The 14,445-nt window shown below is 56.7% G+C and carries 14 protein-coding genes; 4 read left to right on the top strand and 10 right to left on the bottom strand.

The genetic code is table 11. The features are described from left to right. Window positions 1-39: 39 nt before the first annotated feature. The 5 genes from VGK23_00255 to VGK23_00275 all read right to left on the bottom strand — a co-directional run bounded on the left by VGK23_00255 (window position 40) and on the right by VGK23_00275 (window position 7,092). Window positions 40-1,653, bottom strand: a complete 1,614-nt coding sequence (locus VGK23_00255; GenBank protein HEY3418968.1) for a sodium:solute symporter family protein — start codon at window positions 1,651-1,653, stop codon at window positions 40-42. Between the two features lie 326 nt (window positions 1,654-1,979). After that, entirely contained in the window at window positions 1,980-3,617 is a 1,638-nt protein-coding gene (locus VGK23_00260) for a sodium:solute symporter family protein (GenBank protein HEY3418969.1), read from the bottom strand. Window positions 3,618-3,898: 281 nt separating this feature from the next. After that, window positions 3,899-5,200: a phenylacetate--CoA ligase gene (locus VGK23_00265; protein ID HEY3418970.1), complete on the bottom strand. Its 1,302-nt coding sequence runs from the start codon at window positions 5,198-5,200 to the stop codon at window positions 3,899-3,901. A gap of 177 nt (window positions 5,201-5,377) precedes the next feature. Further along, window positions 5,378-5,818 carry an ACT domain-containing protein gene (locus tag VGK23_00270; protein HEY3418971.1) on the bottom strand — a complete coding sequence of 147 codons (441 nt, stop codon included), beginning with the start codon at window positions 5,816-5,818 and terminating at the stop codon, window positions 5,378-5,380. Then, window positions 5,818-7,092 (bottom strand): phenylacetate--CoA ligase, encoded by a 1,275-nt coding sequence (locus VGK23_00275; GenBank protein ID HEY3418972.1) that lies wholly within the window; start codon window positions 7,090-7,092, stop codon window positions 5,818-5,820. The genes VGK23_00270 and VGK23_00275 overlap by 1 nt, the downstream gene beginning before the upstream one ends. A gap of 249 nt (window positions 7,093-7,341) precedes the next feature. Between VGK23_00275 and mutM the strand changes: the two genes are divergently transcribed. Further along, window positions 7,342-8,121 (top strand): DNA-formamidopyrimidine glycosylase, encoded by a 780-nt coding sequence (gene mutM / locus VGK23_00280; GenBank protein HEY3418973.1) that lies wholly within the window; start codon window positions 7,342-7,344, stop codon window positions 8,119-8,121. On the opposite strand, the gene VGK23_00285 is transcribed toward mutM, so the two are convergent. Then, on the bottom strand, window positions 8,116-8,598 hold the full coding sequence (locus VGK23_00285) for a GNAT family N-acetyltransferase (GenBank protein ID HEY3418974.1): 483 nt from the start codon (window positions 8,596-8,598) through the stop codon (window positions 8,116-8,118). The genes mutM and VGK23_00285 overlap by 6 nt on opposite strands. A gap of 115 nt (window positions 8,599-8,713) precedes the next feature. Here VGK23_00285 and VGK23_00290 point away from each other — a divergent pair, with 115 nt between their 5' ends. Both VGK23_00290 and VGK23_00295 read left to right on the top strand, forming a co-directional pair. Beyond that, window positions 8,714-9,277 (top strand): Lrp/AsnC family transcriptional regulator, encoded by a 564-nt coding sequence (locus VGK23_00290; protein ID HEY3418975.1) that lies wholly within the window; start codon window positions 8,714-8,716, stop codon window positions 9,275-9,277. A 106-nt stretch (window positions 9,278-9,383) separates the two neighbouring features. After that, window positions 9,384-9,677, top strand: a complete 294-nt coding sequence (locus VGK23_00295; protein HEY3418976.1) for a DUF2769 domain-containing protein — start codon at window positions 9,384-9,386, stop codon at window positions 9,675-9,677. 5 nt (window positions 9,678-9,682) lie between these two features. On the opposite strand, the gene VGK23_00300 is transcribed toward VGK23_00295, so the two are convergent. Next, entirely contained in the window at window positions 9,683-10,033 is a 351-nt protein-coding gene (locus VGK23_00300; protein HEY3418977.1) for a hypothetical protein, read from the bottom strand. 128 nt (window positions 10,034-10,161) lie between these two features. Here VGK23_00300 and VGK23_00305 point away from each other — a divergent pair, with 128 nt between their 5' ends. After that, window positions 10,162-11,583, top strand: a complete 1,422-nt coding sequence (locus VGK23_00305) for a DHA2 family efflux MFS transporter permease subunit (GenBank protein HEY3418978.1) — start codon at window positions 10,162-10,164, stop codon at window positions 11,581-11,583. A 34-nt stretch (window positions 11,584-11,617) separates the two neighbouring features. Here VGK23_00305 and VGK23_00310 read toward each other — a convergent pair whose 3' ends face one another. The 3 genes from VGK23_00310 to VGK23_00320 form a co-directional block, all read right to left on the bottom strand. Beyond that, window positions 11,618-13,003, bottom strand: coding sequence for an aspartate ammonia-lyase (locus tag VGK23_00310; protein ID HEY3418979.1), 1,386 nt, complete (start codon window positions 13,001-13,003; stop codon window positions 11,618-11,620). After that, window positions 13,000-13,767, bottom strand: coding sequence for a succinate dehydrogenase/fumarate reductase iron-sulfur subunit (locus tag VGK23_00315; GenBank protein ID HEY3418980.1), 768 nt, complete (start codon window positions 13,765-13,767; stop codon window positions 13,000-13,002). Before VGK23_00315 ends, VGK23_00310 begins: the two co-directional genes overlap by 4 nt. Next, a partial coding sequence (locus tag VGK23_00320; protein ID HEY3418981.1) for an FAD-binding protein occupies window positions 13,767-14,445 on the bottom strand: 679 nt, incomplete at its 5' end. The genes VGK23_00320 and VGK23_00315, both read right to left, overlap by 1 nt.

Consider the following 14,445-nt stretch of genomic DNA (forward strand, 5'->3'; position numbering starts at 1 on the left):
ATATATGGTTTGAAACGGTCGTCCCATGGGCCATGAACCTCACTGAGGGGCGGTCATTCTGTCCTCCGTCTTCCATCTCCGGCTTTCAAGGTACCATCCGATCGCTAGCGCCGCGATCGACAGAGGCATTGCGATCACGATAGGATCGATGACCTGCCAGGGATTTCCCAGGACCGCATCATTTCCGGTAATGAATTTGCTGATCCCAAGCGGCTGGGATTCAGCGACGTGTACGAAGACCGTCCACAGGAACCATGCGGTGACCCCGACGACCAGGCTTGCTTTCGCTCCGATGAGCGAGACCCTTTTCGAGAAAAGTGCATGAGTGAATAACGGCAGGAAAGAGACCGCGCAGATCCCCATGAACATGGCCGTCGCCCGGGCGATGATGCTTCCAGGCATCACAAATGCCAACGCCACGCTAGCGATGATCATAACTCCGGTGCCAAGCTTGGTCGCGGTCATCGAGGATCTTGCCTGGCTGATCTTCTCATACGGGTCTTTGGCCTTGCGGTTCTTCAGGTGTATCCAAAGGTCATGGCCAGCGGCCGACCCCATGGTGTGGAAGATTGAACTGAGCGTTGACATGGCCGCTGCCAAGAGAGTCAGCATGAACAGGACGATGATGATATCCGGCATGGACGAGTTGATGAAAAGAGGAATGATCTTATCGGTATTGCCGGCCACTTCCGGCTGGGCCAGCGCGATCTTTCCGGTCTGTTGATAGAAATAGACATTGGTCAATGCCCCGACGGTGAAGGCGACCCCCGTCATCATGATTATGAACACTCCTCCGATCGGGACCGCCCGGTTCAGCGCCTTCGAGTCCTTGGCGGTCATGAAGCGGACTATGAGCTGCGGCTGCGCAAGCACGCCGATACCCACGCCCATGACTATGGTGGTGATCATCTTTAGCCAAACTGTGGAACCGAAGGTCGGCATCGATGTCCATCCGGTCATTCCTGCACTGGCAAGTCCGGACGGGACAAGGCTGGACATGTTCGTCAATGCTGTATGGGCGGTTGTCACTCCCCCGAGCATGCTATAGGTAAGGATCAGGACCGCGGTCATCCCTACCATCATCAGGATTCCCTGGAAGGCATCGGTGTACATGACACCCAGCAACCCTCCGAAGACGACATATAAGGCCGTTATGACGGCAAATCCGATCAATGCCCATTCGTATGGAACGCCCAGGACCACATTTATGAAGGAAGCTCCGCCGATAATGACCGCCGATGAATACAATGGCATCGACACCAGGATGAGAATGCTCGTCGAATACTGCATGAACGGTGATTGGAATCTCTTTCCCAGAAGGTCCGGGAAGGTGAGAGCGTTGAGCCTATGGCCCAGACGACGGGTCGGTTTCCCGAACACGATGAACGCCACCAGTATGCCCACCCCGATATTAAGCACAGTGAGCCAGATCACTCCCATGCCCAGCTGGGCGGCCACTCCGCCGAACCCGACAATGGCCGATGTACTGATGAAGGTGGCCCCATACGAAAGTCCGATGATCCAAGGGCTGACCTCCCTTCCGGCGACCAGAAAATGATCGCCACTCTTTGTCTTCTTCCAGGCGAGGTAAGCCAGGAACAAAGTGATCGCGATGTAGATTGCGGTAAAGACCCAAAACAATACGGTGTCCATCCTAATCGTCCTCCTTATTCCACATCATAACACCGTATGCCACGCAAAAGGCTGCCAGCCCAATAGCAATGGCATATGCTATCTGAATCTGTACGTCAACTATTCCGAACACCGAATCCCCCTCCTTTGAATGTGCAGACCCCTGATGGTGTGATATCCAGTCAGTGGTGAAACTTCACATTCATTGAGAACCAGTCAAGCGATGGTTCACATTCTCAATGAAATAAACTGAGATTATTTAAATGTTACATGCTAGTCCGGAACATGATACCTCGTAGCAAGCATTATGAACCAAGAAATAAGCCCCTTGCGGGGCAAAAAAATGTTTAGGCCAGTTCCGGTAGCAATCTGTCATTTCTCTTGTCCAGGTACCAACCGATGAACAGTGCCAGTATCGACAGGGGTATGGCAATGACCAGCGAGTCGACCACGGTCCATGAGGTTCCCGCGAGCAGGGAATCAGAGCCGAAGAGCGCCTTGCAGATGCCCAGGGCCGACGACTCTTTGGTGTGCACGAACGCAGTCCACGCGAACCAGGTCACAGCTCCGACCACCAGGCTCGACTTGGCCGCCAGGAGCGATACCTTCTTGGAGAACAGGGCGTGCGTGAACAGGGGCAGGAATGCCGCCGCGCACAGTCCCATGAACATCGCCGTGGCCCTCGCAATGATGCTGGGCGGCATGATGAAGGCGAGACCGACACTGGCTACGATCATGATCCCGGCACCCACCTTGTTGGCCCTCAGGGTGGAGCACTCCTCCAGTTCGCAGCGTTTGCTCTTGGGCATCAATCTCGTCGTCTTGAAGTGCCTCCAGACGTCGTGACCGGCCGCAGATCCCATCGTATGGAATATCGAACTGAGCGTTGACATGGCCGCTGCCAGGAGAGTCAGCATGAACAGGACGATCACTATGTCTGGCATTGCCCCCGAGTTGATGTAAAGCGGCATTATTTTATCCGTGTTGAGAACGCCATTAGTTGTTGCCATAACAGTGGAAATTTTCTGGTTATGGTCAAAGAAATAGACGTTGGTCAATGCCCCTACGGTATAGGCTACACCGGTCGTGAGGAGGATGAAGACAGCACCTATAGGTATGGCCCGATTCAACGCCTTAGAATCCTTTGCGGTCATGAAACGGACTATCAGTTGAGGTTGCGCCAGCACTCCGATGCCGACCCCCATGATGATCGTTGTCACCATTGTGAGCCATATGTCAGATCCGAAATTCGGCATCGTGGTCCACCCGTTCCAACCACCTTTTGTGAGGCTGCCAATTTGGGCTATGGCGGCGGGTTGATCTTTTAGAGCGGTTAATGCCGAGATTGCGTTGTCCACTCCACCCAATAGAGAGAATGTGATGATCAAGATCAACGACATGCCCAGGATCATAACGCCGCCCTGGAACGCATCGGTGTACATGACCGCGAGAAGACCGCCGAAGACGACGTACGCTGCCGTTATAAGGGCAAATCCCAACAATGCCGTGTTGTAATCCACGTTCAGCGTGACGTTGATGAACTGCGAGCCCCCGATCAGCACTGCCGACGAGTACAGTGGCATCGAAATCAGGATCAGGATGCCTGTGGCATACTGCATAAAGTGCGAGTTGTATCTCTTGCCGATCAGGTCCGGGAAGGTCATGGCCTTGAGCTTCTGTCCCAGCCTCCTGGTCGGTTTTCCGAATACAACAAAGGCGATCAATATGCCCAACGCGATGTTCAGGAACACCAGCCACATCAATCCCATGCCCAGCTGGGCGGCCACTCCGCCGAACCCGACGATCGCCGACGTGGAAATGAATGTGGAACCATACGATAGACCAATGACCCATGGGCTGACGTTCTTGCCAGCGAGAAGGAAATCCTCAGAGCTCTTGGTCTTCTTCCATCCATAGTAGGCCAGGAACAGAGTGATTGCGACATAACCTGCGGTGAACACCCAGAATGTTGCGGTGTCGACCATCTCAATCCTCTTCCTTATTCCACTTGAACCATCCGTAAACGACGCAAACTATCGTCACTCCGATCGCTAGCACATATGCTAGGATTATCTGTGGGTCCTCTATCCCGAACACCATCGAAATCCCCCCATTCGCACTCACAAGGCCGTTTCCTCCGGCGGCCAAGGACTCGCGACCGCAAGGTCGCAGTCGGATTGAGTTTTATAGGAATCGGAGTGGATGTATATTAATGTTACATGTTGTCCCGGTGCATGTTAACACGTGACAATGACCCTTCCCGTCTTCAGAGTCTGCGATTGTCTATGACGCGCTTGGCCTTGCCTTCGAACCGGGGCAGGGAACCAGGCTCGACCAGTTCTATGCATGCGTTGACCATGAGGGTGGTCCTCAGTTTGGAGGCGATCTTGTCCCGCAGGACCTCGATCTTGGCCATATCATCGACGAATCCCTCCGGCTTCAGCTCCACCTTCACGGTCATCTCGTCCAGGGCCCCGGTCCTCTCCACGATGATCTGGAACTCGTTCCCTAGTTGAGGCATTGACAATAGCACATACTCGATCTGCGAAGGGAAGACGTTGATCCCCCGGATGATCAGCATGTCATCGGACCGGCCGCTGATCCTCCCGATCCTCGGGTGCGTCCGTCCGCAGGCGCACGGCGTCTCATCCATGGTGGTTATGTCACCGGTCCGGTACCGGATGATCGGCAACGCCTCCTTCTGCAGCATGGTGATGACCAGTTCGCCCTTCTCGCCCGGACCGACCTTCTTGCCGGTCTTGGGATCGACGATCTCCACGAGCGCCAGGTCGCTCCACACATGCATGCCGTTCTGCCGCTCGCATTCGCACCAGAGCGGACCAGAGAGCTCGCTGGTGCCGTAGATATTAATGCCCCTGACTCCCAGAGACTCGAATATCCGGTCCCTCATGCCATCGGACCAGGGCTCCGCACCTAGCACTCCGATCCTTAGCTTGGTGTCCTTCCTGATGTCGATGCCCATCTTCGCAGCGACCTCACCCAGGTGCATCAAATATGAGGGAGTGCAGGCGATGGCCTTGACGTTCAGGGTCTTGATCAGATCCAGCTGCCTTTCAGAGTTTCCGGTGCTGCTCGGTACCACAGTCGCCCCCAAGCGCTCGGCACCGTAATGCAGGCCCAGCCCGCCGGTGAAAAGACCATAGGTGTAGGCCACTTGAACGGTATCGTCCTGGGTGATCCCACAGGACATGAGCCCCCGGGCGATCGACTCGGACCAGTTGTCCACGTCATGCTTGGTGTAGCCGACGATGGTCGGCTTGCCGGTGGTCCCGGAAGAGGCATGATACCGGACCAGCTCCCTGTTGGAAGCGGTGAACAGCCTCTCCATGGGGATGTCCCGCAGGTCCCCCTTGACCATGAACGGCAGCTTCTCCACATCATCCAGGGTCTTGATGTCGTCCGGTGACACGTGTGCCGCGTCCATACGCTCCCGGTAGAAAGGCGAAAAGCTGTACAACCTGTAGACCAGCGACTTCAGGAGCTTCAGCTGCAGGCCGCGGAGCTCGTCTCCCGGCATCATTTCGACCTTGGGGTTCCAGCACGACATACCGATTCCTCTTATGATCCGAAAATCAGGAAACCAAGGACCTTCGATCGTCCTCAATGCCGCATTACCATCACGGCGTCCATCCCGACCTCGGAAAAGAACAGTGTCAGGTGATATCATGTAGCATATTTGATTCTTTCAGGGAAGGGTCGAAAGAAATGGAAATGACGTCGCCCTTCACTTGAAGGACGATGCGTCCAGTAACTTGGCACCGCTTGCCTTTATGGTGCTGATCGCCCTTTCGATATCCTCGACCCGGATCACCAGGATCGCCCCGGGCTCATTACGGTAGGCATAGGCGTATTCGATGTTGATGCCCGCCTCCTTGAGCACCTTGGTCAGGTCATAAAGGCCGCCCGGCTTGTCCGCCATATGGATGGCGATGACGTCCGTGTAACGCACCACGAAACCGTGCTCCTGCAGCCTGCGCAGGGCCTTTTCCGGGTCGGAGACGAATGCACGGATGACTCCATATCCAGCACCTTCAGCGATGCTGAACGCCAGGATGTTGATGTTCTCCTCGCCCATCGCCTTGCTGAAGTCCATGAGCCGGCCTGGCCTGTTCTCGGAGAATATCGAGAGCTGCTTGATCTTGTACCTGTCCAAATCGTCCGCCATCAGATCTCCCTCCTGTCAATGACCCTTTTCGCCTTACCTTCGAACCGGGGCAGGGTCCCTGGCCCCACCAGTTCTATCACCGGATTGACGTTGAGCAGCGACCGCAGCTTGTGCGCGATCCGCTCCCGGATGCAGTTCAGTTCCAGGATGTTGTCGGTGAACGCCTCCGGTTTCAGCTCCACCCGGACCATCATCGTGTCCAACGCTCCTTTGCGTTCGACCACGATCTGGAACTCGTTCCCCACTTCGGGGTTGGTGTTGAGCGAGTATTCCACCTGGGACGGGAACACATTGATTCCCCGGATAATGAGCATATCGTCCACCCGGCCGGTGATGCGGGTGATACGGGGATGCGTCCGACCGCAGGCGCAGACCTCCTCATCCATTACGGTCAGGTCACCGATGCGGTAGCGGATCAGAGGGAACGCCTCCTTCTGGAGCATGGTCAGGACCATCTCTCCCCTCTCGCCCGCACCAACCGGTTCGCCGGTCTTAGGGTCGACTATCTCCAATAGCGCGAAGTCCCCCCAGAAGTGGATGCCCTGCTGATGCTCGCACTCGCTGAAGAGCGGTCCGGAGAGCTCGCTGGCACCGAAGCAATTGATGCCCTTGACCCCCAATGAATCGTAGATCTTGTCCCGCATCTTGTCCGACCAGGGCTCTGCTCCCAGCAGTCCATACCTCAGTTTGGTGTCGTTCTTCAGGCTGACACCCATCTTCTCTGCCACCTCGCCGACGTGAATCATGTATGAAGGGGTACAGGCCATGGCGGTGACGCCCAGGTCCTGGATAAGCTCCACCTGTCTTTCCGTGTTGCCTGTGCTGGCCGGTACGACCGCCGCTCCGATGCGTTCGGCGGCATAGTGGAACCCCAACCCGCCAGTGAATAGCCCGTAAGTATTGGACACCTGGACCACATCATGCTTTCCCAGTCCGGCGGAGGTGATCGATCGGGCCAGCGATTCTGACCAATTGTCGATGTCGTTCCTGGTATAGCCGACTATGGTAGGCTTGCCAGTTGTTCCAGAAGAAGCGTGATATCGGACGATGTCCTCCTTGGGAGCGATGAATATCTTATCCGGATAGTTCTCCCGATAGTCCTTTTTGGTCATGAAGGGAAGCTTGGCCATGTCGTCCAATGACCGGATATCGTCGGGCGTCACCCCCTTGCTTTCCATCCGGGTGCGATAGAAACGGGACTGGTCGTAGAGCTTGTTCACCAGGTTCTTGAGAAGCTTATACTGTAAGCTCTTCAGTTCGACCTTTGGCATCATTTCGATCTTAGGGTTCCAACATCCCACGAAACCATCCTCCCGGTTCCTGCATCGTGAGTTCGTAAGGAATTGCATCGCGCGGATGTATCCCACTCTTGGGGTCTGTCCCACACTGCGACAAAGTGAACCTGACCCGACTCACTGTGCAGGGTGATAACATGTAGCATATATCAGTTTTCTGAGATTCCGACCATAATGATCGGGCACATGACCAGACGGTTAATATTGCCACTCTGTCATATTGTTATGATGCCCGAGCTACCCGAGGTTGAGCAGGCAAGGCGATACCTGGAAGGAAACGCGCTGAATCGACGGATCGATGCGGTCGAAGTGCTGGACGACGGGGTTCTCAGTGACATTGACGCAGAAACGTTCAGGCAGAGCATGGCCGGCCGTACGATGACCCTTGCCGGCCGACGGGGCAAGCAGATGTTCATCGGTCTTGATGACGGCTCCTACCTGACCATCCACCTTGGCATGACCGGGGACCTGGCCATGGAATACGCCTCAACCCCGAAGTATGCCAGGATCATCTTTCGGTTCGAGGATGGGGCGGTCCTATGCTACACCGACCAGCGCAAGTTCGGTGCCCTAGGCATCGTCGGTTCTGTTGACCAGTTCATATCCGAGCACGCTCTCGGACCGGATGCCCTATGCATCGGCCGTTCTGATTTCGTCGAACGCGTCTCAGGACATAGGAAGGCCATTAAAACGGTGTTGCTGGATCAGCGGGTGCTCTCCGGGATCGGGAACCTATACGCGGACGAGGTGCTCTTCCAGGCAAAGGTCCATCCCGAGGCCCATGCCGATTCCCTTGCCCTGAGCAAACTGAACGAGATCCATCGCCAGATCGGCCTGGTCCTCCGGGCCTCGATCGCTGTTTCGTCTGATTTCTCGGCGCTATCGGCAAAATACTTGGTCAAGGTCAGGGAAGAAGGGGCGGAGTGCCCTAGGGGCAACGGCCGGCTCGTCATGATAAGGGTCGGGGGCCGCACCACGCTGTTCTGCCCCAGGTGCCAGCGCTTATGATCGATGCAGGCCGACTCTTTTCCTCATGGGGACATGTTCCAGTCTTGCCCCGCCTTTCAAATTGATATTATGCCGGGATGCTCCAACATAGCCGAGATGATCATAGAAGTCCACCGAAACGGAAGAGGAGTCCAGTTCGACGGCCATTATCGAATTCCCCGCAGCCTTCCTCTCCAGCTCGGCCATGATCATGCTTCCGATCCCCTTTCCCTGACGTGAGGGCAGAACGAACACCCTCCTGATGTTGCTGCCTAAGAGCGTTCCAGTCCCAACGATAGACCCTTTCTCGACGACCACGATCGTGTAACCGTTGGATGCATCGTCGCTGATATGTTCTGGCGAATGATATTCTTGGAAAAAGCTCACCGCCTCCGGCGGATAGGCCTCTGAATAGCACTCCTCTATGGTGGCCATGATCATCCGGTGAAGTTCATCCAGATCATCGTTTCGGAAGGTGCGGATGGTCTCCGTTTGCATGATGGTCGGAATGCAATGGTCCGCATAACAATTTGTGGTCCGTTCATATCTGCCTCTGCCTTTGGCACAGATATAGATTTAACAGGGACGGCCGTTGCATAATCCGCGTGATCGCATGCAGCTTGACAAGAAGGACAGGATGATCGTCTCGATGTATGCCAAGGACCCCGGCGTATCCCAGGAGCAGATCGCCAAGGAAGTGGACCTTTCACAGCCTTCGGTGGCGGTGCGTATCAAGAAGCTCAAGGACAGCGGGGCCATCCAGACCATGACCGGCATTAACCCGCTTAAGATGGGGCTCTACATGGCCAAGGTGGACATCGCCTCGAACAATCCCAGCGTCATCCTGGACATGTTTCGCAACTGTCCCTATTTCGCCAATGGGTTCACAATTTCCGGGCGCAACAACCTGTGTCTGATGTTCGTCAGCGAGAACATCGCCACCCTCGAGTCGATCGTCAATGGGCATTTGCGTTCCAGCAAGTTCGTCAAGGAGCTGGACTTCAACATCATCATCAGCGCCGAAAGGGACCTGGTGCTGCCGACCGTCCTCACCCCGGAGCATTCCAAGACCCCTCCCTGCGGTGTCGATATCCAATGCAAGGACTGCCGTTCCTTCACCGAGAGGAAATGCATGGGCTGTCCCATCACCGGACAGTATCAAGGCTGGTTCTATTGATCGTTTGTTCGATCGGTCTTTCACATCTTTCCGAGACGCTCATCCACCAGGCATATGCTTATCAAGTGGCGCCTCTGTAAAAAAACCGTAGAGCGAGGCGAATGCGATGGACAAGTTCGAACAATACTTGGAACAGATGAAGGCGCTCGGCCCGGAACAGGTGAGGAACCTCATAGAGACCAACAAGAAGAAGTGCATCTGCGCTTCCTGCCCCACTTACAACGAATGCGCCGCCCGAAAGAGGGAGCGTTTATACTGCCTTCTTGGCCGGAGCAAGGAATGTCAGTTGGACGAGCTGGGGTGCGTGTGCCCGGACTGTCCGGTGACCGTTGACCTGGACCTCAGGAACACCTACTATTGTACCCAGGGTTCGGAAAAGGAAATGCGTCTTCCCAAATAATGAACTCAATACTTTGTGGTCGGATCGTCAAGCCGGACAAGTTCTATGCCCTCGCCCATCCGCGGATGGTCGGTGACCTTTAGGTCCGCATCATGGGAGGCACCGTCCGTCCTCGAGCCCGTCGCTACCGTCTCCCGGTTCATGCCTGACGCCATGAGGATGAACCCCACCACGCCGAGGAACACCGAGGTCAGGCCGACAGGGACCAGATAGGGGGAATCAGACGAGCTGGAATAGTTCAAACAGAGCGCCATGCCCAGGAATCCGGACACGCTCAGTGTCAGCCCGCGAACGAAATGCCCCAAGATCTTTGCCTCATCGTAATTATTCCCGGCAACCTTAAAGTGCCTTCGCATCCGGTTATCAAACGCGCATAAAGGTGAATCTGTCCGTTCTCGTGACCTGACAATTATCTCTGGAAAAGGGTTCCAGTCCACCGAAATCTATTAGCGGCTGGGGGTCTTGCCCGGGAAGGGGAAGGACCATGACCGGAACGTTGGCTCGAGGCGAGGAGAGGCGGAAGTACATCATTCTCGCCATTGTGCTGACCGGAGTGTTCATGTCGGTGCTCGACTCCGTCGTGGTCAACATCGCGTTGCCGAGCATAACCACCAACTTCCTGGTAAAGGTCTCGGACTCGCAGTGGGTCATCACCATCTATCTGGTGGTGCAGACCAGCCTTCTGATCTTTTTCGGACGCATCGCTGAGTACACCGGCAAGGCGAAGATGTTCATCATGGGCCTGGGGCTGTTCACCGTCTCGTCGTTCCTGTGCGGCATCTCCGCCGGGCTCGACCAGCTGATCCTGTTCCGTATCATGCAGGGCATCGGGGCTTCCATGCTGTTCAGCATCGCCGCGGCCATCAATTTCCAGACGTTCTCTCATCAGGAGCGCGGCCGGGTCATGGGCTTCCTCGGATCGACCGTGGCCGGAGCGAGCATGGTCGGTCCGGTGCTGGGAGGGTTCATCGTGGGAGCTTTGGGCTGGCGGTACATATTCCTGATCAATGTCCCGATCGGCATCGTGGTGTTCATCGCGGCCTTCAAAATGCTGAAACTGGAGGAGAGGTGCGAGAACTGCCTGAGGATCGACTACCCCGGGGCGGTCCTTTGGATCACATCGGTGGTAACATTGATGCTGTTCCTGGGGCAGGTAGCCGGGGAGGGAACGATCAGCGTGGTCGGTGGGATCTACGCCCTCCTCTTCGCGGTCTTGCTCATCGGCTTCGTCCTGTGGGAGAAACGGGCCTCGCTGCCGATGCTGGACATCAGCGTGTTCCGGGTGAGGCGGTTCACCTTGACCGGGGTTAGCATGATGCTTTTCTTCACCTCGTCCATAATGGTCACGGCGTTGGGCCCGTTCTATTTCGAGGGGGTCCTGGGCTACTCGCCGGAACAGGTGGGTCTGATATTCATGGTCCTCCCCGCCGTTCTGGTGTTCGGGGCTCCGATCACCGGCAAGATGTACGACAAGACGCATTCGAAGTACTATAGCCCGGCCGGGCACCTGATCCGCGCGGTCTCCCTGTTCCTGATGGCGTTCGCCTTCGTGAGCACGAACCTGATGCTGGTGCTGGCGGCGTTCTTCATCATGGGGGTCGGGAGCGCATTGTTCCAAAGCCCGAACAACACCGAGGTGATGGTCGCCCTTCCGAGGGAGAAGGCCGGCATAGCTTCCAGCATGTCCGCCACGCTAAGGAACCTCGGCATGGCCTTGGGCGTCTCATTGGGGACCATACTGCTCACCCTGCAGATGGGTGCGGTCAGCGTCAGCAACATCGAAGGCGGAGCGGGAACCTCGGAACTGGCCAGTGCGGTCGGCATCATCATGGTGGTCAGCGGCATCATCAGCCTGGCCGGGGCGGTGCTTTCCCTCAAAGGGAACACGGTCGGGCCCGGCCAGTGATATCCTCACAGGACATCGCCTGGCGTCGAACGATTCAATCATATTTGCCCAGGGACATGCGGATCGGGTCGAAGAGCTCCTTCGCTTCCTTCTTGGTGAGCATCTTCTTCTTCACCGCCAGCGCCGGAACGGAGACACCCGTTTCCGTCGATTCCTTCACCAGCTCCGCCGCCCTCAAGTATCCGATCCGTTCGCTCAGCAATGTGGCCAGTATCGGATTCGTCTCGATGTACGAAGCGCACCTTGCCGTGTTCGCGGTGATGCCGTCGACGCACCTCTCCCGGAAGTCCGGCAGATAGCGTATCAGCAGGTTCAGCGACTCTAGGATGTCGTAGGTCATCACTGGGGTCATGACGTTCAGCTCGAGCTGTCCTGCCTGTGCCGCCATAACGGTGGTGGCGTCGTTTCCAAGCACCTGGAAGCAGACCATGTCAAGGCATTCGGCCATCACCGGGTTCACCTTTCCCGGCATCATTGACGATCCCGGTTGCACAGCTGGCAGCGTCAGCTCTGCCAATCCCGTGGTGGGGCCCGAGTTGAGCAGGCGTAGGTCGTTGGCTATGCGGATCAGTTCAAGAGCCAGCTCACGCAGCGATGAGGAGAAGGCGAGCATCTGTGAGCGGGACTGGAGCGCTTCGAACGGATCCCGGGCAGAGATGAAGAGCCGGTGGGAAAGCATCGAGAGGTTCTCGATCACCAGGTTGCGGTACCCGTTCCCGGTGTTGGCCCCGGTGCCCACCGCCGAGCCTCCGATCGACAGTTCCAACAGGTCATCCAGACGCTGTCCGATCCTTCCCCGGGCCCTGCGGACCGCCGAGGCATAGGCGCCGAACTCGTTCCCCATCCTGATGGGCAGGGCGTCCATGAGATGGGTCCGACCTGACTTGGCAACCTGCCTAAGCTCGATACCTTTTTTCTCAAAGGATGAGGAGAGTGCGTCCAGCTCCCGGAGCAGCTCGTCCCCCTTGTCCAGGATGGCCATGTGGGAGGCGGTGGGGTAAGTGTCGTTGGTGCTCTGGGACATGTTGACATGGTCGTTCGGGCCTATGATCCTGTAGTCCCCTCTTGAGAAGCCCATGATCTCCAGGGCCAGATTGCAGACGACCTCGTTCACGTTCATGTTGAACGAGGTTCCGGCGCCCGCCTGGAAGACATCGACCGGGAATTGGTCCATGTGCCTCCCGTCAAGGATCTCATTGCAGGCGGTCACGATGGCGATGCCGATCTCCTCCTCTAGGTCACCGATCTCCATGTTGGCCATGGCCGCCGCCTTCTTTACCGTGACGTAGGCTCTTACCATCTCTATCCTGGCGGGGAGCCCGCTGGCCCGGAAGTTGTCCATGGCCCTTTTGGTCTGGACCCCATAGATCGCATCGTCCGGCAGCTCCATCTCCCCAAGGGAGTCCCTCTCCTTCCTCATGCCTTACCCTCCGTTCCCTTCTTCCGGTTCATCAGATCCTGCCGGGCTTTCCCGATCGCGACGTTGGGCGGCACATCCTTGGGGCAGACCTTGTTGCAGTTGGTGTAGAATCGGCATGCCCACCAACCATGCGGTTCATCCGCCTTGCTCAGTCTCCGCGCGCCCTCCCGGTCCCGGGGGTCCATGGCGAAACGGTAAAGCTTCGCCAGCGCTGCCGGCCCGATATATTCCGGATCGGTGCCGTTGACCGGGCATGCACTGTAGCAGGCGGCGCACATGATGCAATTGGTGTACCTTTCCAGCTCCTTCACCGCTTCCGCCGTCATCAAGGATTCCTTTTCCCCAGTGTTCATGGACAACAAGGTAGGTCCGACCTTACGGTATTTGGCATAGAAACCATCCATGTCCACTATCAGGTCCTTCAGCACGGCCATGTTGGGTAGGGGTTCGATCAACGCTTCCTGCTTCGGGTCCCAGCCTTCCGTTGGCACGATCGATGCCGAAGGGGCCAGCCGCAAAGGCGCCTCTCCCACCAGGCCTGCCATCTGGGTTCTGCAGGCTAGTCTCGGAACCTTGTTGATCAGCATGGCGCAGCTTCCGCACACCGCACCGCGGCACGAATAGCGGAATGATAGTGAATCGTCCTGACGGTCATGGATCTGGAATAGGGCGTCCAGCACGGTCATGCCTTGACGCTCCTCGACCTCGTACACCCGGTAGCTTGCGTTTTGGCCAAGTGCTTTGCGGAAGACCCTGATCTTCATCAGTACTCACGCTCCTTTACCCCGAACTTACCAAGGCGTACCGGAGAATATGTGACCAGCAGTCCTCCCTCCCTGACCGAGACCATGGAGTGTCTCAGGAACTCGGTATCGTCCCTTCTGGGGAAGTCGGTCCTGAAATGTGAACCTCTGGACTCCCGGCGATAGAGGGCGCCTAAGCCAACCGCCTCAGCGACCTTCGTCATCCCCTCCAGCTCCAAGAGGTCCACCAACGCCTGATTGAATGGTCTGCCCTTGTCACCGATGGAGACCGACCTCATCCTGGCCTGAACATCCCTTATCCTGGCCAGCCCCTTTTCCATCCGCTCCTCCTGGCGGAATATCCCAAAACAGCTCCACATGACCGCCTTCAGCTCTTCCCGCAATATCGCCTGTTGTCCACCCCCTTCATTGTGTAGTATGTCCTCGATCCTTTTCGATTCATTCACCATCCCCTCTCGGATCGATACGATGTCCGGCCCGGGAGCCTTAGCGGAGCTTTCAGACATGGCACTTCCAGCTATCCTTCCGAAGACGATCGTCTCCAACAAGGAGTTGCCGCCCAGCCGGTTTGCGCCATGCACGCTGATGCAAGCGCATTCTCCGGCCGCGTATAGGCCCGCCAGTCCAGTGGACGCTTCGTTTCCGGCATCCACTCCTCCCATGGAATAATGCTGTCCG

Source organism: Methanomassiliicoccales archaeon (assembly GCA_036504055.1).
GTDB lineage: Archaea > Thermoplasmatota > Thermoplasmata > Methanomassiliicoccales > UBA472 > DASXVU01.

What these genes read in the sequence shown, in the direction of transcription:
- VGK23_00255 (HEY3418968.1), bottom strand. Translation starts at nt 1,653, where the DNA reads ATGGACACCGTATTGTTTTGGGTCTTTACCGCAATCTACATCGCGATC.
- VGK23_00260 (HEY3418969.1), bottom strand. Translation starts at nt 3,617, where the DNA reads ATGGTCGACACCGCAACATTCTGGGTGTTCACCGCAGGTTATGTCGCA.
- VGK23_00265 (HEY3418970.1), bottom strand. Translation starts at nt 5,200, where the DNA reads ATGTCGTGCTGGAACCCCAAGGTCGAAATGATGCCGGGAGACGAGCTC.
- VGK23_00270 (HEY3418971.1), bottom strand. Translation starts at nt 5,818, where the DNA reads ATGGCGGACGATTTGGACAGGTACAAGATCAAGCAGCTCTCGATATTC.
- VGK23_00275 (HEY3418972.1), bottom strand. Translation starts at nt 7,092, where the DNA reads ATGATGCCAAAGGTCGAACTGAAGAGCTTACAGTATAAGCTTCTCAAG.
- mutM (HEY3418973.1), top strand. Translation starts at nt 7,342, where the DNA reads ATGCCCGAGCTACCCGAGGTTGAGCAGGCAAGGCGATACCTGGAAGGA.
- VGK23_00285 (HEY3418974.1), bottom strand. Translation starts at nt 8,598, where the DNA reads ATGCAAACGGAGACCATCCGCACCTTCCGAAACGATGATCTGGATGAA.
- VGK23_00290 (HEY3418975.1), top strand. Translation starts at nt 8,714, where the DNA reads ATGCAGCTTGACAAGAAGGACAGGATGATCGTCTCGATGTATGCCAAG.
- VGK23_00295 (HEY3418976.1), top strand. Translation starts at nt 9,384, where the DNA reads ATGGACAAGTTCGAACAATACTTGGAACAGATGAAGGCGCTCGGCCCG.
- VGK23_00300 (HEY3418977.1), bottom strand. Translation starts at nt 10,033, where the DNA reads ATGCGAAGGCACTTTAAGGTTGCCGGGAATAATTACGATGAGGCAAAG.
- VGK23_00305 (HEY3418978.1), top strand. Translation starts at nt 10,162, where the DNA reads ATGACCGGAACGTTGGCTCGAGGCGAGGAGAGGCGGAAGTACATCATT.
- VGK23_00310 (HEY3418979.1), bottom strand. Translation starts at nt 13,003, where the DNA reads ATGAGGAAGGAGAGGGACTCCCTTGGGGAGATGGAGCTGCCGGACGAT.
- VGK23_00315 (HEY3418980.1), bottom strand. Translation starts at nt 13,767, where the DNA reads ATGAAGATCAGGGTCTTCCGCAAAGCACTTGGCCAAAACGCAAGCTAC.